This is a genomic window from Leucobacter sp. MMO-125, assembly GCF_037148395.1.
Lineage (GTDB): Bacteria > Actinomycetota > Actinomycetes > Actinomycetales > Microbacteriaceae > Leucobacter.
Genome location: NZ_JBBCTL010000001.1, coordinates 104,730 through 131,008 on the forward strand (window position 1 = coordinate 104,730; position 26,279 = coordinate 131,008).

Consider the following 26,279-nt stretch of genomic DNA (forward strand, 5'->3'; position numbering starts at 1 on the left):
TCACCCTACCCGCTCGACCGCGATTGCGGGACGAGTCTCAGGCAGCTCACACCGGCGGCTGCGTCTCGCCCGCGGCGTCGCTGGAGCGCCCGCGCCGGGCGGGCTCGGGCTGGGGCCGCTTCGCCTGGATGCCGTCGCCCGAGGAGACATGCTTGATGCGGCGGATCACCCACGGCACCAGGTGCTCGCGCGCCCACACCACGTCTTCCTTGCGGGCCTGGCGCCAGGTGCGCAGAGGCAGGGGTGGCGGATCCATCGGTGCGAGCTCGTGCGGCACGTTCAGGGCGTCGAGCGCTGCGCGCGCGATCGTGTGGTGGCCGAGCGCGTTAAGGTGCAGGCGGTCGCCGGCCCAGTAGCGGCTGTCTTGCAGCTCTTCGAGCGCCCACTGATCCACCACCACGCAGTCGTGCCGCTTCGCGACCTTGCGCACATTCTCATTGAAGATTGCCACCTTGCCGCGGATCGTGCGAAACACGGGCTGAAAATTGGTGTCCACTCCCGTGAACAGGAGGATCGTGGCACCGCTCGCACTGAGGCGCGCAATGAGGCGGTCGAGCTTCGCAGCCACCTCGTCAGGGTCGCTGCCAGGGCGAATGACATCGTTGCCACCGGCGCACACGCTGATGAGGTCAGGGCGCAGATCCAGCGCCGCCTCCACCTGCTCATCGGCGATCTGCTGGATCAGCCTGCCGCGCACCGCCAGATTCGCGTACGCGAACTCGCCGTCGAAGGCGCTCAGCACCTCCGCGAAGCGATCCGCCCACCCACGCAACCCACCAGGGCTATCAGCATCCGGATCTCCCACGCCCTCCGTGAAGGAGTCGCCGAGGGCCACGAAACGCGACCAGGGAAGCTCGATTCCCGTCTGTTCCTCTGTCACTGACAACCCCTGTTCGTTGAGCGGCGCCCGTCTGAGAACGCTCGCGATCTACACCGCTAGTCTAGAACGCTGTGACAGATTCGGATCCAGCCCTCCATCTCCCGGGAACGAGCGCCGCCGAACACCTGCCCCCCGCCTACCCCGAGCGCGCCGCCCACGGCACGGCCCCGCGGCTGCGCGCCTGGCAGGAGGAGGCGATCAAGCAGTACCTCGAGCAGGCCCCCCGCGACTTCCTAGCCTCGGCGACGCCGGGCGCCGGCAAGACGACGTTCGCGCTGCGCCTCGCCTCAATCCTGCGCGCCAACCACACCGTCAGCCAGATCGTGGTCGTCGCCCCCACTGAGCACCTGAAAACCCAGTGGGCCGACGCGGCCGCCCGCGCGGGCATCCGCCTCAACCCGCACTACTCCAACAGCGACGGGCTCGGCTACGGCCGCCACTTCCACGGCGTCGCCGTCACCTACGCGCAGGTCGCCATGAAACCGGTGCAGCACCGCTTGCTCACGGAAAACGCCGACACGCTCGTGATCCTCGACGAGGTGCACCACGGCGGCGACGCACTCAGCTGGGGCGACGCGATCCGCGAAGCCTACGGCAGCGCGAAGCGGCGCCTCTCGCTCACAGGAACCCCGTTCCGCTCAGACGATGCGCCGATCCCGTTCGTGCAGTACGCCCCCCAGGGTGACGGGTCGCGCCTCTCGCTCACCGACTACGACTACGGATACGGGCGCGCGCTCGCCGACGGCATCGTGCGCCCGGTCATCTTCATGGTCTACGCCGGCAAGATGCGCTGGCAGACCTCGGCAGGCGAAGAGATGGAAGCCGCGCTCGGTGAGGGCAACACGAAAGACATCACCTCACAGGCGTGGCGCACCGCGCTCGACCCCTCAGGCGACTGGATCGCGAAGGTGCTGCGCGCAGCCGACCGCCGCCTAAGCGAGGTGCGGCAGCAGATCCCCGACGCCGGCGGGCTCGTGATCGCCACCGATCACGCCGCCGCGAAGTCGTATGCGCGGCAGCTGCGCGAGATCACCGGCGAAGAGGTGGCGCTGATCCTGTCGGATGATGCGGGTGCCTCGGAACACATCGACTCGTTTTCGGCGGGGGATTCGCGCTGGATGGTCGCGGTGCGCATGGTGTCGGAGGGCGTTGACGTGCCCCGTCTTGCTGTCGGCGTGTACGCCACGAGCTCGTCGACGCCGTTGTTCTTCGCGCAGGCCATCGGTCGCTTCGTGCGTTCGCGGCGCCGCGGCGAGGTCGCTTCGGTGTTCATTCCGAACGTGCCCGCGCTCATGCAGCTCGCCGCCGAGCTCGAGAAGGAGCGCAACCACGTGCTCGAGGGCCCCAAGAGCGCGGAGGAGATGTGGGACGCCGAGGCCGCGCTCATGGCGGAGGCGGAGCGCGAGGACCGCGCCTCTTCGGAGCTTGAAGAGGCCGAGTTCAAGTATCAGGCGCTCGGATCTGATGCGCACTTCGACAGGGCGGTGTTCGACGGGGCCGAGTTCGGTGGCTACGCCGAGGTGGAGAGCGAGGAGGAGCTTGATTTTCTTGGCTTCCCCGGGCTGCTTGAACCGCAGGAGGTGAAGGCGCTGCTGCAGCAGCGGCAGGCGCGGCAGGCGCGCCGCTCGGCGAACCGTCAGGGGCTGCTCGAACACGCGCCGGAGCGAGCGGAGGCTCCCGAGGCGCTGCACCGCACCCTTGGCGAGCAGCGCAAGCTGCTGTCGAGCCTCGTGGGCATGTACGCGAAGGTGTCGGGAGAGCCGCACAAGGATATTCACACCGAGCTGCGACGGGTCTGCGGTGGTCCGGCAGTGGCGCAGGCCTCGGTGACCCAGCTGCAGAAGCGGATCGAGTTGCTGCGGCGGCGACTGCGCCCGTAGCGGGTCGGGGCAGGATCAGGCGCAGTGCGTGGAGCTTCGTAGGATGGGCCTGTGGGAAAGAAACGCGCAGCAGCCTCGACTCCGGCAACACTCGCGCTCGTGGCGGCGGGCATCCCCTTCGAGTTGCGGGCCTATGAGCATGATCCCGGGGTGAGCGATTTTGGGGGAGAGGCCGCAGCTGCGCTCGGCGTCGTGCCCGAGCGCGTATTCAAGACGCTGCTTGCCGAAGTTGACGGTGCGCTCGCCGTCGGCATTGTGCCGGTTTCGGGTCGTCTCGATGTGAAGGCGCTTGCCGCCGTGCTTGGCGGCCGGCGGGCGGTGATGGCGGATCCCGTGCTTGCGGAGCGCAAGACCGGTTACGTGGTGGGTGGCATCAGCCCGGTCGGGCAGCGCACGCGTTTGCGCACGGTGCTCGATGAGTCGGCACTGGATCACGGCACGGTGCTCGTGTCGGGTGGTCGCCGTGGCCTCGATATCGAACTCGCGCCGCAGGATCTGGTGCGCGTGACGGGCGCGGTGGTGGCGTCGATCGGGCGTGCGGCGTGAGGTGCGGCGTGAGCTTGGACCTGGGGTGCGGTGCGAAGTGCGGTGCGCGGGTCGCAGCGGATCGGGTGCGGATCGGCGTGGCCGTGTGGCGCTCAGCAACCGGGCGCGGCACCGGTCCAACCGGCGCGACGCGCCCGGCCGGTCCCGCCGGATTCGTACCGCGCCGGGATCCGTGCTAAATTACTATCTGTTCGGCCGATGAAGGTCCGGATCGTTCGCGCGGGTGGCGGAATTGGCAGACGCGCTAGCTTGAGGTGCTAGTGCCCGTATTAGGGCGTGGGGGTTCAAGTCCCCCCTCGCGCACGTGAATGAGGACAACCCCCGGCAGGTCATTGCGACCGGCCGGGGGTTGTTTGCATAGGGGCAGGGGTGATGCCCACGGTGGCTGCCGTGTTTCAGCGTGAGCAGCAGGGCATGGCTCGCTAAGCTCGAGCCATGACCTTTGAGAGCATCCTCCAGCGCTTCGACAAGCTCGCGGGTGGCAGGCAAGCCGGCGTCGCGATCTCCGATGAGCTGCGCAGCCATCCGAAGACTCGTCGCGCCTTCACCTGGATCATGTGGTTGCTGCTCGCTGAGCTGTTGCTCGGGGTTGCGGCCGTTGTGATCGCCGTTGCGATCGCTGCGGGCGGCGAGGCAGTGCCGTTCGCGGTGTGGATGCGCACGCTCGTGGTGTTCGGCATGACCGTCACCCTGTTCTACTTCGCGTGGCGGGCATCGCTCGGCTGGCGTTGGGCGTATCTGCGCTTGCGGCTCTTCTCGCAGATCTTCCCCGTCATTACCCTGGTGCTTGCGGCGATCCCCGGGCTGTATCCCGCGTGGATGGTCACCGAGCAGATCATCTTCAGCCTCATCATGATCGGCATCGCCGACTTCCTGACGAGCGATCACATGCGCGCGGCATTCAAGGCGCCCGAAGCGCCGTCGAAGCTGGACAACTCGACGCCGGCTGACTGAGGGGGCGGATCACCGGCCTGCGCGATCCGCTGCGTGCTCCGGGGTGAGCACGAGCCCCCGGGGTGAGTACGACGACTGCGTGAGCCGCTGCAGCCACTCCCGCGAAAGCTGCGGGCGCTCACGCTCCGAGAAGTGGAAGACGATCGGCACACCGGCCGAGATCCAGAGCGTGGTGGTGATCGCACGCTGCTGAGTGTCAGCGGTCCAGGTGAGAAAGAATGACTCGTTTCTTCGCATCCTGTTGACGATCACCACTCGCAGATGTTCCAGGGTTCGGTCGTCGAAGCGATACTCCTGGTTCCTACCGTAAATGAGTGTTCCCACTGCTGCCTTCGTCTCCGGGCCTGAGCGACTCCTTGAGGCGGGGTGCCGGTTCCGGCGGATGGCTCGTCCGGCACGGTGGAGTTGGGGGAAGAGGTGTCTCCCCGGGCAACTGTAGCCACGCAGGCCTCACCCGCAGGGGTGTATTCTCGTGGGCGCACACCCGGTAAGGAGCACCCCTCCGGGCTATCGTTCAGGGGCGCAGGCAGGCGCGTTCGCGGCGAATCCCACCGCCGCATTGCCTATACTCATCGTGTGCAAACTGAGCCGCTGAGTCTTCGTCTCCTCAACGACTACGAGGTTGTCGTGGCAGGGCTGCGCACCATGCTCGAACCCTTCGGCGAGCGGGTGCGCGTGGTCGAGGAAGATGTGCAGGAAGTTTCCGGGCGGCGCGTGGACCTCACCCTCTATGACACCTTCGGGCGTGCGCTTGCGGCGCAGCAAGACCTCGACGAACTTGCCGCCGATCCGCTGACAGGCACCGTCGTGGTGTACGCATGGAACACCGACGAGGCGGAGAAAAGCGCGGCGGGACTCGCCGCAATCGACAAGGCACTTCCCGCGCATCAACTCGTCGCCGAGCTCGAGCGGATCGCGGGCCGTGCACCCGCACGCAGCACCACCGCTCAGCGCGCCGCATTGCCCGCAGCGACCCTCTCGGAGCGTGCCGCGCAGCCCGCACGTCTGACCGAGCCAGAAAGCTCGTGGCCGGGCCGTGAGCACGGCCTCAGCGTGCGCGAAGCCGAGGTCGTCGCCCTCATCACTCAGGGGCACACGAACGACGAAATCGCAGCCACGCTGTTTCTCAGCCCCAACTCGCTCAAGTCCTACATTCGGGCCGCCTACCGCAAGATGGGCGTTGAACGTCGCTCACAAGCAGTGCGGTGGGGCATTGAGCACGGCATGCTGCCTGAGCGGGCCCAACGCCGCTGAACTTCCGCAAACGCACCAGGAGCCAGGCCCGCTGGGGGATTGCCCTTGGCGCCACCCTCGCTGTGCTCGCTGCGGGCCCACCCGGTGGGATAGGATTCGGCTCGTCGAGTGGCAATAGCGATCACCGCAGGCCACTCGACGCACGGTAGACGGCAGGGATCCGCCTATTTCAGCCTCAATAAAGGAGTTCACCGTGTCTTTCTGGACATCATTCTGGGACATCATCGTCTGGTTCTTCTGGGTCTTCGTGTTCGTCGCCTACCTCATGGCGCTGTTCTCGATCATCGGCGACCTGTTCCGCGACCGCACCACCAAGGGATGGGTGAAGGCCATCTGGGTTGTCTTCCTGATCTTCGTGCCCTTCCTCACCGCGCTCGTCTACCTCATCGCGAGGGGCGAGGGCATGGGCCGCCGGGCCGCGGCAGCCGCCGATGAGCAGCAGCGCGCCGCCGAAGACTACATCCGCACCGTTGCCGGCGACAGCCCGGCCCAGCAGATCGAGCGCGCGCACCAACTGCTGACCGCAGGCGCGATCACCGAAGAAGAGTTCGCGACGCTCAAGCGCCAGGCGCTCGCCTGATTGGCGCGCACCACCAACTGACGGCCCCGTCGGTGCTTCGGCACCAGGCGGGGCCGTCAGGCGTTTCAGCCGAGCATCAGGCCGAGCTGGCCTGCCGCGTACGTCGCCGCGCCAGCACCCGCGTGGCGATGACGCCCTGACGTGGCGCGAACAGGTAGGCCAGCGCGAACGCGGTGCCCTGCGCGAGCACGATCATGGGCCCAGAAGCGGTGTCGAGGTAGTAGCTCGTGTAGAGGCCCACAACAGCGCAGCCCGCAGCGATCGCGGGGGCGATCCAGAGCATGCGGCCGAAACGGTCCGTGAGCAGGTAGGAGGTTGCGCCGGGAATGATGAGCATCGCGACCACCAGCACCACACCCACCGCCTGCAGCGCGACCACCGAGGTCATGGCGAGCAGCCCCAGCAGTATCGCGCCGAGCACGCGCGGGCGCAGGCCGATGGCGTGCGCGTGCGTGGGATCGAAGGCGAACAGGGTGAAATCGCGCCGCTTCACGATCAGCACCACGATGACGAGTGCGGCAAGCACCACGATCTGCAGCAGATCGGCGGTCGATACGCCGAGCAGGTTGCCGAAGATGATGTGGGTGAGATCGGTCTGCGACGGCACGACCGAGATGATCACCAGCCCGAGCGCGAACAGCGTGGTGAAGATGATGCCGATGGCGGCGTCCTCTTTCACCCGGCTCGAGTCGCGAACGGCACCGATGAGGGCGACCGCGAGCACACCGAACACCACCGCCCCCAGCGCGAAGGGCGCACCTACGATGTAGGCGAGAGCAACCCCCGGCAGCACCGCATGCGAGACGGCGTCACCCATCAGCGACCAGCCGATCAGCACGAGCCAGCAGGAGAGCAGCGCGCAGATCACCGAGGCGATCAGGGCCGTTGCGAGGGCGCGGGTCATGAAATCGTAGCTGAGCGGGTCGAGCAGCAAGTCGAGCGGGTTCATGCCTCGTCTCCTCGGTCGGGAAGGTCGCCGTCGCGGTGCAGCACATCGAGCCCGAAGGCGAGGGCCAGCGCGTCCGGTTGCAGCACCGCCTCGGGAGCGCCCTGCATGAGTACGCGGCGCATGAGCAGCACGGCTTCGTCGGCGAGGGCGGGGAGCGCGTGCAGATCGTGGGTGGAGACGAGGATCGTGTGCCCGTCGTTCGCGAGTTCTTTCAGGAGCCTGGTGATGGTGGCTTCTGAGCGTTTGTCGACGCCGGCGAATGGCTCGTCGAGCAGCAGCGTGGTGGCACCCTGCGCGATGCCGCGGGCCACGAAGGCCCGCTTGCGCTGGCCGCCTGAGAGCCGCCCGATCTGCCGGTCGGCGTAGTCGCTCAGCTCGACGCGTTCAAGCGCGCGATCGACGGCCTCCCGATCGGCCCGCCGGGGTCGGCGCGAGATGCCGAGGTGCCCGTAGCGCCCCATCATTACGACATCGCGCACCGAGACGGGAAACGCCCAGTCGACGTCTTCGCTCTGCGGCACATAGCCGATCCGCCCGTCTCCGCGGGCCCGCGCCGGCGGGTCGCCGTCGATGAGCACGGCACCGGCATCGGGGCGGATCATGCCCATGATCGCCTTGAACAGAGTCGATTTGCCTGATCCGTTCATGCCGACGAGGCCGCAGACGCGGCCCCGCGCGAGGGCGAAGCTTGCGGAGTCGAGGGCGAGCACTTCGCCGTAGCGCACGGTGAGGTTGCGGACCTCGAGCGCGGGAGCGGGGGAGGCGGCGGTGTGGTCTGGGATGCTCATGGGGTGCTCCCGGTGAGGGCTTCGGCGATGAGGCTGGCATCGTGGCGGATCAGCGCAAGGTAGCTCGGCACGGGGCCGCCGGCTTCTGACAGGGAGTCGACGTAGAGCACGCCCCCGAAGACGGCGTCTGTCGATTCGACGACCTGACGCATCGGCTTGTCTGACACGGTCGACTCGCAGAACACCGCTGGCACATTGTTGTCGCGCACGAAGTCGATGGTGCCCGCGATCTGGCGCGGTGTTGCCTGCTGTTCGGCGTTGACGGCCCAGATATAGCGCTCGGTGAGTCCGGTGTCGCGGGCGAGGTAGGAGAAGGCCCCTTCGCAGGTGACGAGGGCGCGCTGCTGCTCGGGCAGTTCGGCGAGTTGCGCGGTGAGTTCGTCGTGCACGCTCTGCAGTTCGGTTTGGTAGGCCTGGCCGTTGGCGGCGTAGTCGTCGGCGTGCTGCGGATCGAGGGCGCTGAAGGCGGTCACGATGTTGTCGATGTAGAGCTGCGCGCTGCGTGGGCTCATCCAGGCGTGCGGGTTTGGCAGGCCGTGGTGGGCGTCGCCGGCGATGGGGATCGCTTCGATGCCGTCGCTGACGACGGCGCGGGGAACGTCGAGATCGGCCACGAACTGTTCGAACCAGGCTTCGAGACCGAGGCCGTTGTTGAGGATCAGTTCGGCGTCTGCCGCGCGGCGCACGTCGCTCGGTGTGGGTTCGTAGCCGTGAATTTCTGCACCGGGCTTGGTGATCGATTCGACGCGCAGGTGGTCGCCGGCCACGTTGCGCGCCATATCGGCGAGCACGGTGAATGTGGTGAGCACGACGGGGCGGCCGCCGTCGGGTGAGGCTTCGTCTGCCGAAGTGGCCGATCCGCATCCCAGCAGGGTGCTTGCGGCGAGCGCGAGTGCGGCGAGGGTGAGGCCGCCGTGTGCGGCGGCGCGGTGGGTGCGGCGGGGCATGGGGCTCCTGTGCGGTTTCGGTGGGGGTTGGTGCGGATCGACGAAGAGGTTCGGTGATGTCCATCCTAAAGTTCGTCATGCCGAACTTTCAAGTCTGTTGTGTCGATGTTGCTTGGTGCAGTGATGCAACCGGCCCTCGCAGGCCGCAGCGGATCGCGATCCGCGAGCGGGCTCGGCTTGCAATGCCTTGTCTGGGCCGCAAAGGTATAAGAGCTGGAATGGTTCAGCTGATAGGGGCGGAGGGGCTATGAGTTCACAGGATCAGCAGGATGATGGGGCGGGGCAGGACAGGCACGACCCATCGCATCGGGCTGCCCACGGCGACGATGCGGCCGTGCCGGATCACGCCGCCACTGCGGGAATCGCATCAGAGGCTGAACTCGCCGCGCAGCTGAACCGGGTTGCTGCCGCGATCCCCTCCGATCCCGAACTGCCGGTCACCGTGCATCTGCCGCAGTCGGTGCAGATCGCCGAAGACGATTCCGATGCCCGCATCACCGAGAAGCTTCGGCGTCACGGGGTGCGTATCGGGAAAGGCATGATCTCGCCCCGAGTGTTCTGGCCCGCGCTCATCGTGATCCTCCTCGTCTCGCTGTTCGCGATTGTCGCTCCCGCGCTCGCAGATAACGTCTTCACCGCGGTGCAGAGCTGGATCGTTGAGAACCTCGGCTGGTACTACATGATCATCGTGGCGGTGTTCATCGTGGTCGCGGTCGGCATTGCGTGTTCGCGGCTCGGGCGGATCCGCCTCGGCCGCGATGATGACACCCCCGAGTTCGGGGCGCTCTCCTGGTTCGCGATGCTCTTCGCAGCGGGCATGGGCATCGGTCTCGTGTTCTACGGGGTCGGCGAACCCCTCACCTATGCGACGGTGCAGCCGAAGCCCGGCTGGGAAGGCGACCAGGCCGAACTCGCCGGCCTTGCCATGGCGCAGACCTTCGTGCACTGGGGGCTGCACCCGTGGGCGATCTACGCGATCATCGGCCTCTCGATCGCCTACGCCATTCACCGCCGCGGCCGGCCCGTGTCCATTCGCTGGGCGCTTGAACCCCTCTTCGGTGAGCGCGTCAAAGGTTGGGTGGGCGATCTGATCGATGTGCTCGCGATCTTCGGCACCGTCTTCGGCGTGGCGACCTCACTGGGACTCGGCGTGCAGCAGATCTCCGCGGGCATGGCCGAGATCGGAGTGGTCGACAGGGTGGATAACACCCTGCTCGTGGTGCTGATCCTCGTGATCACGCTCATCGCCATGTTCTCGGTGATCAGCGGTATCGGTGCGGGGATGAAGTGGCTTTCGAACATCAACCTGTCGGTTGCGGGATTGCTGCTCATCAGTGTGCTGCTGCTCGGGCCGACCCTGTTCCTGTTGCAGAACCTCACCGAGTCGATTGGCTTCTACCTCGCGAACGCGCTGCAGATGACCTTCGACATCGGCGCCTATCAGCGCTCTCCCGAAGCCACGAGCTGGTTCTCGGGCTGGACCATCTTCTACTGGGGGTGGTGGATCTCCTGGTCGCCGTTCGTAGGCATCTTCATCGCCCGAATTTCGCGCGGCCGCACCGTGCGCGAGTTCATCGCGGGGGTGCTGCTCGTGCCCACGCTCGTCGGTATCGTGTGGTTCTCGGTGATGGGTGGGGCCGGTCTCTACAGGCAGATCTTCGGTGCGGGCGACCTCGTCGTGAACGACGAGGTGCACGTCGAGAGCGCCCTGTTCAAGGTGCTCGGGGATCTGCCCTTCGGCACGGTGTTCTCGGTGCTCGGAATCCTGCTCGTGGCGATCTTCTTCATCACCTCATCGGATTCGGGATCACTGGTGGTCGACATGCTCGCCTCTGGCGGCCACCCCAACCCTCCCACCTGGTCGCGAGTGCTGTGGGCGGTGCTCGAAGGCCTGGTGGCGATCGCACTGCTGCTCGCGGGTGGATTGCAGTCGTTGCAGGCGGCCGCGCTCGCCACAGCGCTGCCGTTCAGCGTGGTGCTGCTGCTGATGAGCTGGTCGACGCTGCGTGCGCTGCGTATCGACGACCGCGTGCTCGAACGCGCCGAACGCATCGCGCGCCTCGACCGGGTGACCGAGCACATCTCGAACGAGCTGGCCGGCACCATCACGGATATCCCAGAGCTCGAGTCGTGGGTGGACGACCGGATCGACTACCGCATCTCGCGCACCAGGGGAGCCTTCGGGCGCCGCCCCGGCGAGAAACGCTAGACAGGTCGGCGCCGGTGCATAGGTTGCCGGCGCACAAGGCGCTCGGTGCTGAGCCGGAAGCCGAGCGCGACGAGCGCCGAACGCAGGGCCTCGTGCGCCGGGGCGGCCTGGATCTCGACGCGCGCGGTCCAGGCACCGGCGTCGGCGAGTCCGTCGAACAGCGCGCCGATGCGGAGGGGATCCGTGACGGTGCCCGCAGCGGCGGGGACGAGCTCCGCGATGCGGTCGGAGGAGACCCAGGTGTCGTCCGGGCCGGGCGAGAACTCCAGGGCGAAGCCAAGCTCTGCGGCGAGCGCGCGAAGCTCGGCGTCGGCTCCTGCCGACGTGCCGGCGGTGCCGACTGATGCGCTGACGACGGCGCGCGATCCTGCCGCGCCTCCAGCGGTCTCCCCACCGCCGGGGCGTCGCGACCGCAGCCAGCTCTTGGAGTGCGGGCGGTAGCCCTCGGCGAGGTACAGCTTGCGGGGGCGCGGGTTGCCGCCCATCACGTCGACCCCGGCGGTCCCGATCCCGGCCGCATCGGCCTCCGCATCGACCGCGCGCATGAGCCGGGTGCCGACGCCAGCACCGCGCGCCTCGGGCAGCACGCTGAGCGTCTCGAGCACCATCGCCGGCCGGCCGTCGATCTCGTCGGCGTAGCTGAGTGCGTAGCCTACGGGGCACCCCTCCTGCACGCCGAGGTGGATCGAGACCCACGGGTGCTCCGCGCTGAGCCGCCGATAGTGACGCTCGCGCAGCGCCCAGCTCTCCTCGCGGTCGATGACCGCCAGCCCGGCGGCCCCGATCGCGACGTGATGGTCGAAGAGCGCCTCCCAGAGCGGCGCGAGGCGCGGCAGCGCTGCGACGCCGACGCGTTCGATCCTGATCGATCCGGGCATGAGCACCTCCGCGGGATAGGTTCCTGCCCGCAGTCTACGGGGCGCAAACGCGGCAACTGCTCGTTCTCCAGTAGCCCGTCACCGTCGCGCGGCGGACGTGCCGCGGTGCCGGAGGCGATTTCCGTGCAGTCGGCGAGCCCCCTGCCTGGGTAGAGTCATCGTCAGATTTACAACCAGCAAACCGTCTTCCTCCGCCTTGCTTGGCACCCCGCCCTGGCGCTGCTCGCAACGGCAACGATGTACGAGATGCACCCTAGCCCGCGAGCGCCGCCGAAACCGCCAGTTCCACTGTGGGGTGATCGAAAGCGAAGCCCGACCGTTCCAGCACCGCAGGCACCACCCTCGCATCCGCGAGCAGCAGGGAGTCTGCCGCATCGCGCCCGATCCCCAACCGCAACGCCCACGCCGGCGCCGGTACCAGGAATGGGCGGTGCAGCTGCCGGGCCAGCTCCCCCCCGATATCGTTCGCGGTGGCGGGCTGCGGCCCGCACAAATTCACAGGCCCTTCGACGTCTGCGGTGATGAGGTGGCGGATCGCCCGCACCTCGTCGTCGATCGAGATCCACGGCCACAGCTGCGTGCCGGCACCGAGCGGCCCACTCACCCCCAGCTTCGTGAGTGCGAGCAGCGGCTTCAGCACCCCCTCGGTGTGCAGCAGCGGAGCCGTGCGCAGCAGCACCACCCGCGTCTCACGCCCAGCAGCACGGGCCTCCCGCTCCCACGCCCCGCTCAAATCTGCAAGAAAGGTACTGCCCTGCGGGCTCGACTCGTCAAGCGTCTCACCAGGGCGATCACCGTAGTAGCCCACCGCCGACGCGCTCAGGAACGCCGGAGCCCGCCCACCGAGCTCGCGCAGTGCGGTCGCGATCGTGCGAGTGGGGAGCAGCCGTGACTCTCGCAACGTGCGGCGATACCCCGCCGTCCACGGCAGCTTGCCAATACTCGCGCCATTGAGGCACACCACAGCGTCAGCACCGTCGAGCACCGCCGGATCGAGCGGACGCCCATCCCTGAGCCACTCGACCTCATGCGGCCCCCGAGCCTGCCGCCGCACCAGGTGCGTGATCCGCCACCCCTCAGCCTGCAGCAGCCAGCTCAGCGCCCCACCAATCAACCCGGATCCGCCCGAGATCACCACATGTCCACCCATGCTGCGCCCCCTTCGCCTGACCCGATCCTAGCCCCGTGCCCTGCACGCTCGCAGCCCTGCGCAGCCCCTCACTGAGCGCGAGGAGAGGAAGCAGGCGTACCCTCGGGGCATGCGCACGCCACATCAGACCGCGGCGGCCCCCGCCGACCCCCGCACAAGGAACGCGCGCAACACCCCTGCCCTCGGCTCAGCATTCGCCGCGCAGCTCCCCGAACTCGCGCTGCCCTGGCAGGCGATGCGCCCAGAACACCCCGCGATCCGCACCCTCAACGAGCCACTCGCGCGAGAACTCGACCTCGACCCCCAATGGTTGCGCAGCGAACAGGGCACGCGCTGGCTCATCGGCGTCGACCACCCCGAAGGCAGCCGCCACACCGCCCAGGCGTACGCCGGGCACCAGTTCGGCGCCTATACCCCACGTCTCGGTGACGGCCGCGCCCTCCTCCTCGGCGACCTCACCGACACCCACGGCAGGCCACGCGAAGTGCACCTCAAAGGGTCGGGCCGCACCCCCTTCGCCAGAAGCGGCGACGGCCTCGCCGCCCTCGGCCCCATGCTGCGCGAACACCTCATGGGGGAGGCGATGCACGCACTCGGCATCCCCACCACCCGCGCGCTCGCCGTCGTCGCCACCGGCCAGCGCGTCATACGCGACCTCGACGCCCTGCCCGGCGCCGTGCTCACCAGGGTGGCTGCCAGCCACCTGCGCGTCGGCACCTTCCAGTACGCGCGCGCCCTCGGCGACACCGCAGTGCTGCGCCGCCTCGCCGACCTCGCAATCGACCGACACTACCCCGCACTCACGGAAGGCGACAGCCCATACCTGGGGTTGCTCACCGCCGTAATCGAAGCGCAGGCGCGCCTCGTCGCCTCATGGATGCTCGTCGGCTTCGTGCACGGCGTCATGAACACCGACAACACCGCAATCTCGGGAGAGACCATCGACTACGGGCCCTGCGCCTTTCTCGACGCCTACGACCCCGCAGCGGTGTTCAGCTCGATCGACACCCACGGCCGCTACGCCTACGGAGCCCAAGTCGCCATCGCCGGCTGGAACCTCACCCGCTTCGCAGAAACCCTGCTGCCACTCATCGCCGAAGAAACAGATGGAGACCCCGAAACCGCGGAGGGCCTGGCCGTCGCCGCACTCCACAACTTCGGTCCCGCATACGACACAGCCTGGACCGCCGGCATACGAGCCAAGCTCGGCCTCGCCGCACACCCCGTCGAAGACCACACCGTGATCGCACTCGCCGCAGAACTGCTGCGAGAACTCGCAGAGGGGCGGATCGACTACACACGCGCATTCCGTGCGCTTGCCGAGACCGCACGTGCGGTGGCCGGGGGCTCTGGAGATGCCGGTGGTGCTGGCGATCGGGGTGCTGGGGCCGCGATTCGTTACAAAGAACTGCTCGGTGGGGCCGGCGGTGCCGGGGCATGGCTGGAAGCCTGGCTTGCGCTCAGCCCCGATCCCGACGCTATGGACGCCGTGAACCCCCTGTACATTGCCCGCAACCACCTCGTCGATGAGGCGCTCGCTGCCGCATCCGACGGCGACCTCGCCCCCTTCGAAGCCGCGCTCGCCGCCGTGACGCGGCCCTTCGCCCCGCGACCTGGCCTCGAAGCCTACGCGCTCCCCGGCCCGCCCGGCCGCCCCCACATCACCTACTGCGGCACCTAAGGCGGAGCCTGCCCTCCCGGCTGCCCCCGCGTCGCCCGGGGGTGAAAGGAGTAGGGGCTGGTAGGAGCAGTCGGGGCGAGAACGGTGGGGCGACGAGTCGCGGCGGTGCAGCGAGCCGGGTGGAGCACTACGTGGGCGGGCGGCACCATTGGGGCCGGAGGGGTAGCCTGGGCGGGAGGAAACAGGCGCGCAAGGGAGCGGATCATGGACACACCTCGGCCTCGGACGGCGATCGTCACCGGAGCGGCCCGCGGGCTCGGGCGCGCGATCGCCCTCGAACTCGCGCGGCGCGGCGCGCGGCTCGCGCTCTTCGACCTCGATCTCGACGGTGCGACGGAGACCGCGCAGCTCATCCGCGCATCGGGTGGCGAAGCCGCAGCGTTCGCCGTTGATGTGAGCGATGAGCAGAGCGTGCGGGACGGGGTGGCCCAGGTCGCGGAGCGCCTCGGGCCGCCGCTGATCCTCGTCAACAACGCGGGCGTGCTGCGCGACGATCTGCTATTCAAGATGCCCGTCGAGAACTGGGACACGATCATGAGCGTGCACCTGCGCGGCGCGTTCCTGATGAGCCGCGAAGCGCAGCAACACATGGTGGATCACGGTTGGGGGCGGATCGTGAACATCTCCAGCACCTCGGCGCTCGGCAACTCGGGGCAAGCGAACTACTCAGCGGCCAAAGCCGGCATCCAGGGCTTCACGAAGACGCTCGCGCTCGAACTCGGCCGCTTCGGGATCACCGCCAACGCGGTCGCGCCGGGGTTCACGGTCACCGACATGACCCGCTCTGTCGCCGAGCGGCTTGGCATTGGCTTCGACGAGCTCGTCGCGCGCGAGACCGCGGCGGTGCCGGTGCGGCGCGTGGGCACTCCCGAGGACATCGCGCACGCGGTCGCCTTTTTCGCTGACGAGGCGAGCGGCTTCGTGTCGGGTCAGGTGCTCTATGTGGCGGGCGGTCCGCGCGGCTGAAGTGGTGACGGGGACGCAGCAGGGCGTCCGGCCCGCCCCGAGGGGAAGGCTGGACGTCCTGCAGGGCAGGCCCGCTAGGCAGTTTGCCCGCGGTGCTTGCCCTCGGCGATCTCCTCCACGAGTTTCGCGTTGAATGCTGGCAGGTCGTCAGGGGTGCGGCTCGTGACGAGGCCCTGATCGACCACCACCTCTTCATCCACCCAGGTTGCGCCGGCGTTGCGCAGATCGGTTCGCAGGCTCGGGTACGAGGTGACGGTGCGACCATGCAGCACGTCTGCGTCGGCGAGGATCCAGCCGCCGTGGCAGATTGCGGCGACCGGCTTGTGCTGCTCGAAGAAGTCGCGGGTGAAAGCCACGGCGTGCTCGTCGAGCCGGATGCGGTCGCCGTTCACCACTCCGCCCGGCAGCACGAGTGCGTCGTAGTCGGCGGCGCTGGCCTCGGCGGAGGAACGACTCACCGGGGCCTCATGCCCATTCTTGCCGCGGATCGTGCCGGTGTTCGTCGAAACGATGTCAACCTCGGCACCGTGCTCTCGCACAGCGGACAGTGGCTCGGTCAGCTCTGAATCTTCGAAGCCGTTCGTGGCGAGGATCGCTACGCGCTTTCCGGTCAGGTGCGTCATGGAGTTCTCCTAATCTCGTTGCGTGCATCGGATCAGTTCCAGTCAACCGTCTCGGCGCCTGGGCGGACACCCCGTTGCGCTGGCTCGCGCAAATCGCTATCTTGCGCGCGGTGCTCTCGCCGGGGGCGGATCGCCGGGCCGTTGGGGCGCATTTCGCCCGACGCGCCGATCACTCGCTAGTGGTGGTGGCGCGTTCCAAAAGACGGTCGGGGATCACGGAGATGAGGGGCTTGGTGAGTCGGTAGCGCCAGTCCGAGACGACCACGGCACGGCCCCGATACAGCCCGCGAAGTCCCTCGCGGGCGACTCGGCAGGTCTCGGCCCAGGCGATGCGGGGGAGCCGGGGGAGATGATCCGCCCCCATGCGCTCGTGGAACTCTGTGTCGAGCAGGCCGGGGCAGAGGGCCGTGATCCGCACCCCGCTGCGCCGGTACCGGGCGTTCAGCGACCGCGAAAGTGAGACGACCGCGGCCTTCGCCGCGCCGTAGCTGCCGCTCGGGGTGAATGCGGCGACGCTCGCGACGTTCATGATCCAGCCGCGGCGGCGCGCGAGCATGCCCGGGATCGCGGCGTGCGCGAGCCGCAGCGGCACCCACGACAGCAGCTCGTGCAGTTGCCGTTCGTCGGCGATACGGCTCGACTCGAAGCCCTCATATACGCCGAAACCGGCGTTGTTGATGAGAATGTCGACGGGCGAGCTGGGGTCGGCGACGCGCTGCGCCGCGCGTTCGAGGCCGTCAGGCTCGGTGAGGTCGGCAGCGAGCACTTCGACGGTGACGCCGTGCTCGCTGCGCAACTGGCGGGCGAGGGTTTCGAGTCGTGCCTCGTCGCGGGCGACGAGCACCAGGTTCACGTGGCGCTGCGCGAGCTGCCGAGCGAGTTCAGCGCCGAGCCCGGCGGAGGCTCCGGTGACGAGCGCGAGATATGCCATGTCGCCCAGTCTCTCATCCGGCACCTAGGCTGATGATGTGCCAGCGCCTCAGATCATCGCAGTTGTCGGATTCGTGCTGCTCGGCGCGCTGGCGCTCGGATCGCTGCTGCTGGCGCGCAGGCTTGTGTCGCGTCGTGCGAGGATCGCGGCGCTGTCGACTGGGATCGTGCTGCTGCTCGGTGCTGCGGCCGGTGCCATAGGGGCGGTTGCGGTCGGTTCGGCGCAGCGTGTGCCTCCGGCCCCGGCCGAGGAGCGGATCGACGGGCGCGCGGACGCCGCGGAACCGCGCACCATGCCCGACGACTTTGTCGACGCCCGTGAGCTCGAACCCGGCATCGAGGTCGAGCTGCGCTACGCGGGCACCCGCAACTTCACCGGGCATGTAGTCGACGGCTACGAGGCCGACGACCGGGTGATCCTGCAGCGCGATGCGGCGGCCGCGCTTGCCGGAGTGCAGCGGGAGCTCGAGGCGGAGGGCCTCGGCCTCCGCGTCTACGATGCCTACCGGCCCACGCGGGCGGTGCGCTTCTTCATGGACTGGGCCCGCACCGACGATGATTCGACCCGCGCGGAGTACTACCCCGACTTCGAGAAGCCGCAGCTCTTCGAACTCGGCTACATCGCCGAGCGCTCCAAGCACTCGCTCGGAGGCACCGTCGACCTCACACTCGTCGACTTGGCCGGCGGCGAGCCGCTCGACATGGGTGGCCCGTTCGATTTCTTCGGCGAGCGGTCGCACTACGATGCCGAGGGTCTCGCGCCCGAGCATGCCGCCAACCGGGCGCGGCTGCGCGAGGCGATGATCGCCGGCGGTTTCGAGCCCTACGAACTGGAGTGGTGGCACTTCTCATACCCGCTCGGCGACGACGCCCGAGCTGTTGACGCGCCGGTGCGCTAGGAGGCGGTCGGCGTCTCGGCGGGCGGTGCCGCGTCTGCGGCACCGACCGAGGGAGCGGGTGCAAAGCAGACCGCCGCCCAGGTGGTGATGGGTACGGCGAGCACAAGGCCGATGCTGCCGCACAGGGTGCGCACCACCTCGATCGCGATGTCCTCGTGCGTGAGGAGCGAGAGCAGCGGCCGGTCGGTGAGGTGCAGCAGGATCAGCACGCCGAGTGCCGCCCCGACGTACGCGAAAAACACCGTGTACACGGTCGAAGCGATGTGGTCGCGGCCGATCCGCATCGCGCTCGCGTACAGCTCGCGCCGCGGCATCGCGGGGGGCGGCCGCGCGCAGCTCCCACACCGACGAGGCCTGGGTGATGGTGACGTCGTTGAGGATCCCGAGTCCGGCAATGATGACGGAGCAGCTGAGCAGCCCGCGGAAGTCGATGTGCTCGGCCACGCCTGCAAGGGTGCCCGAGGCCTCATCGCCGATGCCACTGAGGCGCGTCGCCTGCGTGGCGATCAGCGAGATGCCGGCCATGATCGCGATGCCGCACAGTGTGCCGACGAGCGCCGAGGTGGTGCGCATGTTGAAGCCGTGCACCAGGTACAGGATCACGAACATGATCGCGCTCGACGCGACGACCCCGACGGGCAGGCCGGGGGAGCCGGCCACGAGCGCGGGCAGCAGGAAGGCGAGGATCACGGAAGCGCTGATCCCGAGTGCGACGATGGCGAGCAGGCCCCTGATCCTGCCCACCGCGATCACAACCGCGATGCAGACGAGCGCGAGGATCGCGAGCGGCAGGCCGCGGAAGACTCCTGAGACGCTGTACTGATTCGCGAGCCGGTAGTGGGTCTCGGCGGCGGGCACGTGCGGGGAGGCCATGAGCTCGATACGGTCGCCGACTTGCAGGCCGGCCCGGGCGACGGCGCCCCGGGCGGTGATGTCGACGAGCTGGCCGGCGTCGTCGCCGCTGCGAATGCCGATGGAGAAGGTCAGGCAATCGTCGGCCGTGCTGCCGGGGGCTTCGGCGCAGCCTTCGGTCACCGCGAGCAGTTCGCCGGTTTCGAACGTGGTGCCTTCCGCCACGAGGGGCGCGCGGTCTGCTGCCCGAGTGACGCGTTCGGCGTCGGGCCAGAGAGCGATGATGCCCCAGACGGTCGCGGCCGCTACGAGGGTGAGCATCACGACAGCAACGAGCTTGAATGGATTAATGATTCTCATTACCAATTATCGTAGTGCCGCGGGCGCTCTCCGGCGTCATGCTTCGACGCCGTGTCAGAGGCTGCGGCTACGCTGGAGCCATGAGCAGCGAGATCACCGACCCCCAGCTCTCCGAGACCGCGCGCGTGGCGCGCGATCTCATCCGCATCGATACCACCAATCGCGGTGGCGGCGACGCCGAACCCGAGCTGCCAGCAGCAGAGTACGTGGCGGCATACCTGCGAGATCTGGGCCTCGAGCCGCAAATCTTCGAGTCGCTGCCGGGCCGCGCCAGCGTGGTGGCGCGCGTGCCTGGAGACGAGCCCGGCCTGCCGGCTCTGGTGCTGCACGGTCATCTCGACGTGGTGCCTGCTGATCCTGCCGGTTGGAGTGTCGACCCCTTCGCCGGGGTGATCGCCGACGGCATGCTGTGGGGGCGGGGCGCTGTCGACATGAAAGACATGGACGCCATGATTCTCACGGCGATCGCCGAGCTGCTGCGGGCGGGGGAGCGGCCCCGCCGCGAGATCATCCTGGCTTTCTTCGCTGACGAGGAGAACGGCGGTGTCTATGGCTCGCACCACCTCGTCGAGCACCACCCCGAGCTCTTCGCCGGCGCTACTGCGGCGATCAGCGAGGTTGGTGGCTACTCCATTGATGTGGCGGGCACGCGCGCCTATCTGGTGCAGACGGGCGAGAAGGCCCTCGACTGGATTCGCCTGCGCGCCCGTGGCACCGCCGCCCACGGTTCCCGGGTGTGGCACGACAACGCCGTGACGCGGCTCGCCGAGGCCATCGCGGCGCTCGGGCGGCACGAGTGGCCAGTCACCCTCTGCGACACCACACGCGAGCTCATCGACGAGCTTGCCGCGATCCTCGGCGAAGACCCCCGCGAGGTGGCGCCCGATGAGCTCGTGCTGCGCCTCGGTAAGAGTGGCGGCTTCATCCAGGCGAGCCTGCGCAACACGAGCAACCCGACGGTGCTCTCCGCGGGCTACAAGCACAATGTCATCCCCGACACCGCCGAAGCGCTCGTCGACGTGCGCTCGCTGCCCTCCGAGCAGGGTGAGGTGCTGGCCCTGGTACAAGAGATTGTCGGCCCCGACATCGAGATCGAGACCGTGCACTCCGATATCGGCCTCGAGGTGCCGTTCGCCGGTGAACTCGTCGACGCGATGACGGCGTGCTTGCGCCGCGCCGATCCCGAAGCGCGCGTGCTGCCCTATCTGCTCTCAGGCGGCACCGACAACAAGGCCCTGTCACGCCTCGGCATCGCGGGCTACGGCTTCGCCCCGCTGCGATTGCCGGCCGACCTCGACTTCCCGGGCATGTTCCACGGCGTCGATGAGCGGGTGCCGCTCGACGCCCTCGATTTCGGGCACCGAGTGCTTGTAGACCTGCTGCGCAGTTACTGAGCAATGCGGCAGATCGGTGCTTGCGCGGTGCCGAGGCGGCGGATCAGGCCGGTGCGACGCCGATCCGCCCCGATCCTCCTGGTCCGCGCCGCACCCGATCCGCCGCTCCGAGAGTTCGCGGCGGCCCTGAGCTATTCTTGACCGCGGCCCGCAACGGCCGCACGCCGCCATCCGCCACCGAAAGGACATGATGGGCTTCTTCGACGCGATTCTGCTGGGTATCCTGCAGGGTCTCACCGAGTTCCTTCCGATCTCCTCCAGTGCGCATCTGCGTATCGCGAGCGAGCTGCTTGGCATCGGCGACGCCGGTGCCGCGTTCACCGCGATCACGCAGATCGGGACCGAGGCGGCGGTCATCGTCTTCTTCTGGCGTGACATCGTGCGCATTCTCGGCCAGTGGTTCCGTTCGCTCGTCGGCAAGGCACCGCGTCGCGATCCCGACGCCCTGATGGGGTGGTGGATCATTCTCGGCTCGATTCCCATCGTGGTGCTGGGTCTGCTCTTCGAGAACGCGATCGACACCACGCTGCGATCGCTGTGGTTCACGGCGACAATGCTGATCGTGTTCGGTGTGCTGCTGGGTGTTGCCGACAGGGTGGGGCGCAAGGAACGCCCTCTGAAGGAGCTCACTTGGAAGCACGGCCTGCTCTACGGCGGTGCGCAGGCGCTTGCGCTGATCCCCGGCGTGTCTCGCTCGGGCGGCACGATCACCGCTGGCCTGTTCATGGGATACACCCGTGAGGCTGCGGCCCGGTACTCGTTCCTGCTCGCGATTCCCGCGGTGCTCGGATCGGGCTTCTACAAGCTGTTCAAGGAGGTGCGCGAGCCGAGCGGCGGCGCCCCCATGTCGCTGACGCTGCTCGCCACCGTTATTGCGTTCGTCGTTGCCATCTTCGTGATCAAGTTCTTCATGGGCTACATTTCGAAGCGCAGCTTCATGCCGTTTGTGATCTACCGTGTGGCGCTCGGCGTGGTGATCTTCGTGCTGCTCGGCACCGGTCTGCTCGATGCCGAGGGCGGCGCGGCGGTTGCGCAGCACGCTGGCGCGGCGACGGCCGGGGTGATCCGATGAGAACCTGGACTCCCCCCGAGCTGCCCGCGCTGCCGGGAACCGGCGTCGCTCCAAAGCTGTTCAACACTGCGACCGGACGCTTCGAACATCCCGCGATCTCCGACGACAAGGCGCTGCTCTACGTGTGCGGCATCACGCCCTACGACGCCACCCATCTCGGGCACGCGTTCACCTACCTCGCCTTCGACATCATGCAGCGGGCTTGGCGCGATGCCGGGCTTGAAACGGTGTATGCGCAGAACATCACCGATGTCGACGATCCGCTGTTGGAGCGTGCCGAAGCGACCGGCGTTGACTGGCGTGCCCTTGCAGATGAGCAGATCGGGCTGTTCCGATCTGACATGCACCGCATGGGCATGATTCCGCCGGAGCACTATGTGGCGGTGACTGAGCAGATCGATGAGATCGCTGCTGGGGTTCGCGAGCTGGTGGAGCGGGGGCTCGCTTACGCCGTGCCCACCGATGATGCCGTCGGCGATGATCTCTACTTCGACACCGATGCCGCCGAGCGCGAATCACAATGGCGGCTTGGTGATGTGGCACCCTACGATCGCGGCACGATGCTGCAGTTGAGTGCCGAGCGCGGCGGCGATCCGCAGCGGCCGGGCAAGCGCAACCCGCTCGATCCGCTGCTGTGGCGCGCGGCGCGCGCGGGAGAGCCGAGCTGGCCGAGCCCGGTGGGTGAGGGGCGGCCGGGCTGGCACATCGAGTGTTCGGTGATCGCGACGCGCGCGCTCGGTGGTGCGTTCACAGTGCAGGGAGGCGGATCCGATCTCGTGTTCCCGCACCACGAGTTCACCGCGGCGCACGCGACCGCCAGCTCGGGAACGCCGCTTGCGCACGCCTACTGCCACGCTGGCCTGGTGGGCTACCAGGGGCACAAGATGTCGAAGTCGCGCGGCAACCTCGTCTTCGTGTCGAAGCTGCTTGATGGCACGCACGGCGCCTGTGCGGGAGTACCGGCTGACCCGTCGGCCATTCGTCTGGGTTTGCTGGTGCATCACTACCGTTCCGAGTGGGAGTGGCACGACGCCGACCTGGAGACAGCGAACCGTCGGCTCGAGGCGTGGCGGGAAGGGCTTGCGCGGCGCGGCGACGATCCGGCCTCTGCGGTCGCGGTGCTGCAGCAGTTGCGGGCTGCGCTCGCGAACGATCTCGACACCCCGGTGATGCTGGCGACGCTCGATGCGGCGCTGGATCGCGGCGTTGACGACCCGGCGCTCATCGCTGACGCGGTTGACGCGCTGCTGGGCGTGAAGCTGTAGCGCAGGCTGCTTCGGCGGGGTCGTCTGCGGCTGCCCGTGTTGACCCGGCCCCTTGGTGTCGAGTCGGCCTACGATTCACGCAAATCGTAGGCCGAGTCGATACGAACAGGCCGACTCAGTCGCAGGTTGCAGGTCGCAGGTCGCAGCTCGCAGATTGCGGGTCGCTGATCGCGGTGCGGGTCAGCGCGGCTCGGGGCCGGGTTCGGCGTCGTCGTCACTCGGGTCGGTCGGGCCGGGTTCTTCGGTCTGCTCGACGCCGCGCGATCCGCCTTCGAGAAATTTCTCGAATTCAAGCGCGAGCGCGTCACCGGTGGCTTCGGCCGCCATCGCTTCGTCACGCGACTCTTCCAGGCCGCGAATGTAGCGCGACATGTCTTCGTCTGCCGCCGCAATCCGGTTGATGTTGGCCTCCCACTCGTTGGCCTGCACCAGGAGTTCGCCGCGCGGAATGACCACGTCGAGCAGCTCTTCGAGCTTGTCGAGCAGAGCGAGCGTGGCCTTCGGCGAGGGTGCGCTGTGCACGTAGTGGGGCACCTGTGCCCAGAGCGAGATCGCCGAAATGCCCGCCTGCGCGAGCGCGAGATCGACCACCGTGGCAATGCCGATGGGGCCTTCGTAGCTGCTGCGCACGGCCCCGGTTTCGGCGCGCAGCTCGGGGCTTTCGGTGGAGACCGAGACCGCGATGGGGCGCGAGTGCGGGGCGTCGGAGAACATCGCACCGAGGATCACGACAGTGTCGACACTCCACACATCGACAAGTTCGACGATCTCGTCGGCGAAGTTCTGCCAGTCGCGGGCTGGCTCCACTCCGGCAAGCAGCAGCAGTTCGGTGACGGGGCTGCCGTCGATACGCCGCAGCGTCTCCTCGTCGGGCCGAGGGGTGGCTACCGCTTCACCGGGCCGCTGCACGGTGCCGTAGAGGCGCGTGTCCGGCCACTCGAGCACCCTGTTGCCGTCGGCGTCGAACACGAGCTTGGGGCGGTGCACCTGGAAATCGACGTAGCCCTCGGAGCCGATGACGTGCAGCACTTCCGCGTCGATCAGCCCGCCCAGGTGCTGCAGCACCTCGGTGGTGGCGTCGCCGGCGTCGCTCCAACCTTGGAAAGCGACGATGAGCACGCGGGGCTGGGAGGAAGCGGTCTCGGACATACCTTCCAGGATATCGATACCGCTCCCTGTCTCAGACGCGGGAGCTGCCGTTGCTATGGGATCTGCCGACGCTATGCCGATTCGGGGCGGATCAGGCATAGCGACGGCAGATCCCATATCTTGGGCGCCGGCTCCAGCCGCGCCGCTACACTGAGGCGGATGAGCGTTCTTTCTCTGCACGAAGCGCCCGCGGCCGTCCTATGGGACATGGACGGCACTGTGATCGACTCTGAACCGCTGTGGCTCAACGCCGAGCTGTCGATGCTCGCCAGGTACGGCATCGAGTTGAGTGACGAGACCCGCGACCGTCTGATTGGGTCGGGTCTGCGCCGCGCGGCGCGTATCTTCCAGGAGTTGGGCGTGCCGCTCGGCATTGACGAGATCATTGCAGAGTGGGAGGCCAGCGTGATCGCGGGCCTGCGTGAGGCAGGCCCGCAGTGGCGGCCTGGTGCCGTGGAACTGCTGGAGTCTTTGGCGGGGGCGGGAATTCCGAGCGCTCTGGTGACGATGGCGGTGCGTTCGATCGCCGATGCGGTGGTGGAGTTGCTGCCCGAGGGGGTGTTTCGGGGGATCGTCGCGGGTGACGAGGTGGCCCATGAGAAGCCGCACCCCGACCCCTATCTGCGCGGCGCGGCGCTCCTCGGGGTGCCGATTGGTCGCTGCCTTGCGATCGAGGATTCGCCCACGGGTCTCGCCTCGGCGCAGGCGTCGGGTGCGATTGCTATCGGCGTGCCGAATCTGCTTGAACTTGATGAGGCCTCGGCGCATGAGCTGTGGCCGACACTTGTCGGCGTCGACGCGGATAGACTTTCGGAGCGTTTCCGCGGTCTGCGGAACGCCGATCAGACGACGGGAGCGCAGCGGTGAGCGAGCAGCAGATCATGGACGACCAGGCCTCGGAGGCGGGTATCGCCGGGCACGAGCCGGCCGGCCAGGCCTCGGAGGAGCATGCGCCCGCCACGCGCGGCCCGCTGGGATACGGCGACAGGGTGCAGCTGACGGGCCCGAAGGGGCGCCTCAATACGATCACGCTGGTGCCCGGCGGTGAGTTCCACAGTCACCGCGGCATGATCCGCCACGAAGAGATCGTGGGCCTGCCCGACGCCTCGGTGTTGACCAACAGCAACGGCGAAGAGTACCTCGCACTGCGCCCGCTGCTGTCGGATTTCGTGATGTCGATGCCGCGTGGCGCGGCGATCGTCTACCCGAAGGATGCCGCGCAGATTTTGTCGCTCGCCGATATCTTCCCCGGCGCTCGGGTGGTTGAGGCCGGTGTCGGATCGGGTGCGCTGTCGTTGCACCTGTTGCGCGGGATCGGCACCGAGGGGCGGTTGTTCTCGTTCGAGCGTCGTGAGGAGTTCGCGGATATCGCCCGCGGCAATGTGGCGGCGTTCGCGGGGCGTGCTCCCGAGAACTGGACGGTGACCGTCGGTGATCTGCAAGAGACGTTGCCCTCGACATGCGAGGCCGGGTCGGTTGACCGCGTGGTGCTCGACATGCTTGCGCCATGGGAGTGCGTGGATGTTGCGGCGCAGGCGCTGGCCCCTGGTGGGGTGCTGATCTGCTATGTCGCGACGGTGACGCAGCTTTCGCGCACGGCTGAGGAGATTCGCCGCAGCGGCTTGTTCACGCACCCGCAGTCGTCGGAGACGATGGTGCGCGGTTGGCATGTTGAGGGTCTCGCGGTGCGCCCGGATCATCGCATGGTGGCGCATACCGGCTTCTTGATCACTGCGCGCAGGCTGGCGCCTGGCACGCAGTTGCCTGAGCTGAAGCGTCGTGCTTCGAAGAGTGAGTTCACCGAGGAAGATCTCGCGAGCTGGCTGCCCGATATGGGGGAGCAGGGCGATGCTGGTGCGTGGACGCCGCAGGCTGTGGGTGAGCGAGGCAAGAGCGACAAGGTGCTGCGCAAGAAGGTGCGGGAGACGCAGCGTTTCGCGCGCGAGCGCGGGGCTGACTCCGGGGCCGTGTCTGGTGCCGAGGCTGACGCGGATGCCAGCGACGCGCATTCCGCCAGCTGAGGTTCGATAGGATAGCCGGGTTCAGTTCGGCCGGCCAGCTTCGGCGGTCGAA

At 68.0% G+C, this 26,279-nt stretch carries 25 protein-coding genes, 1 tRNA gene and 1 pseudogene; 15 read left to right on the plus strand and 12 right to left on the minus strand.

Going from position 1 to position 26,279, the window contains the following annotated elements:
• Positions 1–46 precede the first annotated feature (46 nt).
• A complete protein-coding gene (locus WFI54_RS00495) occupies positions 47–880 on the minus strand; it encodes an SGNH/GDSL hydrolase family protein (protein ID WP_336650854.1) in 834 nt (277 codons plus the stop codon).
• A gap of 71 nt (positions 881–951) precedes the next feature.
• On the opposite strand from WFI54_RS00495, the gene WFI54_RS00500 reads away from it, so the two are divergent.
• The 4 genes from WFI54_RS00500 (at position 952) to WFI54_RS00515 (ending at position 4,260) form a co-directional block, all read left to right on the plus strand.
• Positions 952–2,760: a DEAD/DEAH box helicase gene (locus WFI54_RS00500; protein WP_336650855.1), complete on the plus strand. Its 1,809-nt coding sequence runs from the start codon at positions 952–954 to the stop codon at positions 2,758–2,760.
• Positions 2,761–2,811: 51 nt separating this feature from the next.
• Positions 2,812–3,306: a Cys-tRNA(Pro) deacylase gene (gene ybaK / locus WFI54_RS00505; RefSeq protein ID WP_336650856.1), complete on the plus strand. Its 495-nt coding sequence runs from the start codon at positions 2,812–2,814 to the stop codon at positions 3,304–3,306.
• A 217-nt stretch (positions 3,307–3,523) separates the two neighbouring features.
• Positions 3,524–3,609: transfer RNA gene (locus WFI54_RS00510), tRNA-Leu, on the plus strand.
• Between the two features lie 132 nt (positions 3,610–3,741).
• Positions 3,742–4,260, plus strand: coding sequence for a hypothetical protein (locus WFI54_RS00515; RefSeq protein ID WP_336650857.1), 519 nt, complete (start codon positions 3,742–3,744; stop codon positions 4,258–4,260).
• Between the two features lie 9 nt (positions 4,261–4,269).
• On the opposite strand, the gene WFI54_RS00520 is transcribed toward WFI54_RS00515, so the two are convergent.
• The gene (locus WFI54_RS00520) at positions 4,270–4,584 is read right to left on the minus strand and encodes a DUF7882 family protein (RefSeq protein ID WP_336650858.1); all 315 of its coding nucleotides are present in this window, start codon (positions 4,582–4,584) and stop codon (positions 4,270–4,272) included.
• A 252-nt stretch (positions 4,585–4,836) separates the two neighbouring features.
• Here WFI54_RS00520 and WFI54_RS00525 point away from each other — a divergent pair, with 252 nt between their 5' ends.
• Together WFI54_RS00525 and WFI54_RS00530 are read left to right on the plus strand one after the other, a co-directional pair.
• Complete coding sequence (locus tag WFI54_RS00525) at positions 4,837–5,514, plus strand: helix-turn-helix transcriptional regulator (protein WP_336650859.1); 678 nt, start codon at positions 4,837–4,839, stop codon at positions 5,512–5,514.
• A 193-nt stretch (positions 5,515–5,707) separates the two neighbouring features.
• A complete protein-coding gene (locus tag WFI54_RS00530) occupies positions 5,708–6,094 on the plus strand; it encodes an SHOCT domain-containing protein (protein WP_336650860.1) in 387 nt (128 codons plus the stop codon).
• 76 nt (positions 6,095–6,170) lie between these two features.
• Here the strand turns inward: WFI54_RS00530 and WFI54_RS00535 are convergent, their stop codons facing one another.
• From WFI54_RS00535 to WFI54_RS00545, 3 genes are read right to left on the minus strand one after another with little or no spacing between them, the layout of a single operon-like run.
• On the minus strand, positions 6,171–7,043 hold the full coding sequence (locus WFI54_RS00535; RefSeq protein ID WP_336650861.1) for a metal ABC transporter permease: 873 nt from the start codon (positions 7,041–7,043) through the stop codon (positions 6,171–6,173).
• Positions 7,040–7,831, minus strand: a complete 792-nt coding sequence (locus tag WFI54_RS00540; protein ID WP_336650862.1) for a metal ABC transporter ATP-binding protein — start codon at positions 7,829–7,831, stop codon at positions 7,040–7,042. The genes WFI54_RS00535 and WFI54_RS00540 overlap by 4 nt, the downstream gene beginning before the upstream one ends.
• Positions 7,828–8,778, minus strand: coding sequence for a metal ABC transporter substrate-binding protein (locus WFI54_RS00545; protein ID WP_336650863.1), 951 nt, complete (start codon positions 8,776–8,778; stop codon positions 7,828–7,830). The genes WFI54_RS00540 and WFI54_RS00545 overlap by 4 nt, the downstream gene beginning before the upstream one ends.
• Before the next feature lie 247 nt (positions 8,779–9,025).
• Here WFI54_RS00545 and WFI54_RS00550 point away from each other — a divergent pair, with 247 nt between their 5' ends.
• Positions 9,026–10,987 carry a BCCT family transporter gene (locus tag WFI54_RS00550; RefSeq protein WP_336650864.1) on the plus strand — a complete coding sequence of 654 codons (1,962 nt, stop codon included), beginning with the start codon at positions 9,026–9,028 and terminating at the stop codon, positions 10,985–10,987.
• On the opposite strand, the gene WFI54_RS00555 is transcribed toward WFI54_RS00550, so the two are convergent.
• Together WFI54_RS00555 and WFI54_RS00560 are read right to left on the minus strand one after the other, a co-directional pair.
• Entirely contained in the window at positions 10,984–11,865 is an 882-nt protein-coding gene (locus tag WFI54_RS00555; RefSeq protein ID WP_336650865.1) for a GNAT family N-acetyltransferase, read from the minus strand. The two genes, WFI54_RS00550 and WFI54_RS00555, sit on opposite strands and share 4 nt — an antisense overlap.
• A 253-nt stretch (positions 11,866–12,118) precedes the next feature.
• Entirely contained in the window at positions 12,119–13,015 is an 897-nt protein-coding gene (locus WFI54_RS00560) for a TIGR01777 family oxidoreductase (protein ID WP_336650866.1), read from the minus strand.
• A gap of 109 nt (positions 13,016–13,124) precedes the next feature.
• On the opposite strand from WFI54_RS00560, the gene WFI54_RS00565 reads away from it, so the two are divergent.
• Positions 13,125–14,696: a protein adenylyltransferase SelO gene (locus WFI54_RS00565; protein ID WP_336650867.1), complete on the plus strand. Its 1,572-nt coding sequence runs from the start codon at positions 13,125–13,127 to the stop codon at positions 14,694–14,696.
• Between the two features lie 204 nt (positions 14,697–14,900).
• Positions 14,901–15,662, plus strand: a complete 762-nt coding sequence (locus tag WFI54_RS00570; RefSeq protein WP_336650868.1) for an SDR family oxidoreductase — start codon at positions 14,901–14,903, stop codon at positions 15,660–15,662.
• 74 nt (positions 15,663–15,736) lie between these two features.
• Here the strand turns inward: WFI54_RS00570 and WFI54_RS00575 are convergent, their stop codons facing one another.
• Entirely contained in the window at positions 15,737–16,285 is a 549-nt protein-coding gene (locus WFI54_RS00575; RefSeq protein WP_336650869.1) for a type 1 glutamine amidotransferase domain-containing protein, read from the minus strand.
• Positions 16,286–16,454: 169 nt separating this feature from the next.
• Positions 16,455–17,216: an SDR family NAD(P)-dependent oxidoreductase gene (locus WFI54_RS00580; RefSeq protein WP_336650870.1), complete on the minus strand. Its 762-nt coding sequence runs from the start codon at positions 17,214–17,216 to the stop codon at positions 16,455–16,457.
• 37 nt (positions 17,217–17,253) lie between these two features.
• On the opposite strand from WFI54_RS00580, the gene WFI54_RS00585 reads away from it, so the two are divergent.
• Positions 17,254–18,114, plus strand: coding sequence for a M15 family metallopeptidase (locus tag WFI54_RS00585; protein WP_336650871.1), 861 nt, complete (start codon positions 17,254–17,256; stop codon positions 18,112–18,114).
• On the opposite strand, the gene WFI54_RS12730 is transcribed toward WFI54_RS00585, so the two are convergent.
• On the minus strand, positions 18,111–18,428 hold the full coding sequence (locus WFI54_RS12730; protein WP_442918871.1) for a YibE/F family protein: 318 nt from the start codon (positions 18,426–18,428) through the stop codon (positions 18,111–18,113). The two genes, WFI54_RS00585 and WFI54_RS12730, sit on opposite strands and share 4 nt — an antisense overlap.
• Before the next feature lie 10 nt (positions 18,429–18,438).
• A pseudogene (locus WFI54_RS00590) lies at positions 18,439–19,326 on the minus strand (YibE/F family protein); the annotation flags it as partial.
• A gap of 80 nt (positions 19,327–19,406) precedes the next feature.
• Between WFI54_RS00590 and WFI54_RS00595 the strand changes: the two are divergent.
• The 3 genes from WFI54_RS00595 (at position 19,407) to mshC (ending at position 23,057) form a co-directional block, all read left to right on the plus strand.
• Complete coding sequence (locus WFI54_RS00595; protein WP_336650873.1) at positions 19,407–20,720, plus strand: M20/M25/M40 family metallo-hydrolase; 1,314 nt, start codon at positions 19,407–19,409, stop codon at positions 20,718–20,720.
• A gap of 190 nt (positions 20,721–20,910) precedes the next feature.
• Positions 20,911–21,792, plus strand: a complete 882-nt coding sequence (locus tag WFI54_RS00600) for an undecaprenyl-diphosphate phosphatase (RefSeq protein ID WP_336651625.1) — start codon at positions 20,911–20,913, stop codon at positions 21,790–21,792.
• Complete coding sequence (gene mshC, locus WFI54_RS00605; RefSeq protein WP_336650874.1) at positions 21,789–23,057, plus strand: cysteine--1-D-myo-inosityl 2-amino-2-deoxy-alpha-D-glucopyranoside ligase; 1,269 nt, start codon at positions 21,789–21,791, stop codon at positions 23,055–23,057. The genes WFI54_RS00600 and mshC overlap by 4 nt, the downstream gene beginning before the upstream one ends.
• Before the next feature lie 180 nt (positions 23,058–23,237).
• Here mshC and WFI54_RS00610 read toward each other — a convergent pair whose 3' ends face one another.
• Positions 23,238–24,206 carry a PAC2 family protein gene (locus WFI54_RS00610; RefSeq protein WP_336650875.1) on the minus strand — a complete coding sequence of 323 codons (969 nt, stop codon included), beginning with the start codon at positions 24,204–24,206 and terminating at the stop codon, positions 23,238–23,240.
• Positions 24,207–24,365: 159 nt separating this feature from the next.
• Between WFI54_RS00610 and WFI54_RS00615 the strand changes: the two genes are divergently transcribed.
• Positions 24,366–25,073 carry an HAD family hydrolase gene (locus WFI54_RS00615; RefSeq protein WP_336650876.1) on the plus strand — a complete coding sequence of 236 codons (708 nt, stop codon included), beginning with the start codon at positions 24,366–24,368 and terminating at the stop codon, positions 25,071–25,073.
• Entirely contained in the window at positions 25,070–26,227 is a 1,158-nt protein-coding gene (locus tag WFI54_RS00620; protein WP_442918434.1) for a tRNA (adenine-N1)-methyltransferase, read from the plus strand. The genes WFI54_RS00615 and WFI54_RS00620 overlap by 4 nt, the downstream gene beginning before the upstream one ends.
• The last annotated feature ends 52 nt before the right edge of the window (positions 26,228–26,279 follow it).

Coding starts and splice junctions, on each gene's coding strand:
- WFI54_RS00515 (WP_336650857.1), top strand. CDS start 3,742: ATGACCTTTGAGAGCATCCTCCAGCGCTTCGACAAGCTCGCGGGTGGC.
- WFI54_RS00535 (WP_336650861.1), bottom strand. CDS start 7,043: ATGAACCCGCTCGACTTGCTGCTCGACCCGCTCAGCTACGATTTCATG.
- WFI54_RS00540 (WP_336650862.1), bottom strand. CDS start 7,831: ATGAGCATCCCAGACCACACCGCCGCCTCCCCCGCTCCCGCGCTCGAG.
- WFI54_RS00545 (WP_336650863.1), bottom strand. CDS start 8,778: ATGCCCCGCCGCACCCACCGCGCCGCCGCACACGGCGGCCTCACCCTC.
- WFI54_RS00550 (WP_336650864.1), top strand. CDS start 9,026: ATGAGTTCACAGGATCAGCAGGATGATGGGGCGGGGCAGGACAGGCAC.
- WFI54_RS00555 (WP_336650865.1), bottom strand. CDS start 11,865: ATGCCCGGATCGATCAGGATCGAACGCGTCGGCGTCGCAGCGCTGCCG.
- WFI54_RS00560 (WP_336650866.1), bottom strand. CDS start 13,015: ATGGGTGGACATGTGGTGATCTCGGGCGGATCCGGGTTGATTGGTGGG.
- WFI54_RS00565 (WP_336650867.1), top strand. CDS start 13,125: ATGCGCACGCCACATCAGACCGCGGCGGCCCCCGCCGACCCCCGCACA.
- WFI54_RS00570 (WP_336650868.1), top strand. CDS start 14,901: ATGGACACACCTCGGCCTCGGACGGCGATCGTCACCGGAGCGGCCCGC.
- WFI54_RS00575 (WP_336650869.1), bottom strand. CDS start 16,285: ATGACGCACCTGACCGGAAAGCGCGTAGCGATCCTCGCCACGAACGGC.
- WFI54_RS00580 (WP_336650870.1), bottom strand. CDS start 17,216: ATGGCATATCTCGCGCTCGTCACCGGAGCCTCCGCCGGGCTCGGCGCT.
- WFI54_RS12730 (WP_442918871.1), bottom strand. CDS start 18,428: ATGCCGCGGCGCGAGCTGTACGCGAGCGCGATGCGGATCGGCCGCGAC.
- WFI54_RS00595 (WP_336650873.1), top strand. CDS start 19,407: ATGAGCAGCGAGATCACCGACCCCCAGCTCTCCGAGACCGCGCGCGTG.
- WFI54_RS00600 (WP_336651625.1), top strand. CDS start 20,911: ATGGGCTTCTTCGACGCGATTCTGCTGGGTATCCTGCAGGGTCTCACC.
- mshC (WP_336650874.1), top strand. CDS start 21,789: ATGAGAACCTGGACTCCCCCCGAGCTGCCCGCGCTGCCGGGAACCGGC.
- WFI54_RS00610 (WP_336650875.1), bottom strand. CDS start 24,206: ATGTCCGAGACCGCTTCCTCCCAGCCCCGCGTGCTCATCGTCGCTTTC.
- WFI54_RS00615 (WP_336650876.1), top strand. CDS start 24,366: ATGAGCGTTCTTTCTCTGCACGAAGCGCCCGCGGCCGTCCTATGGGAC.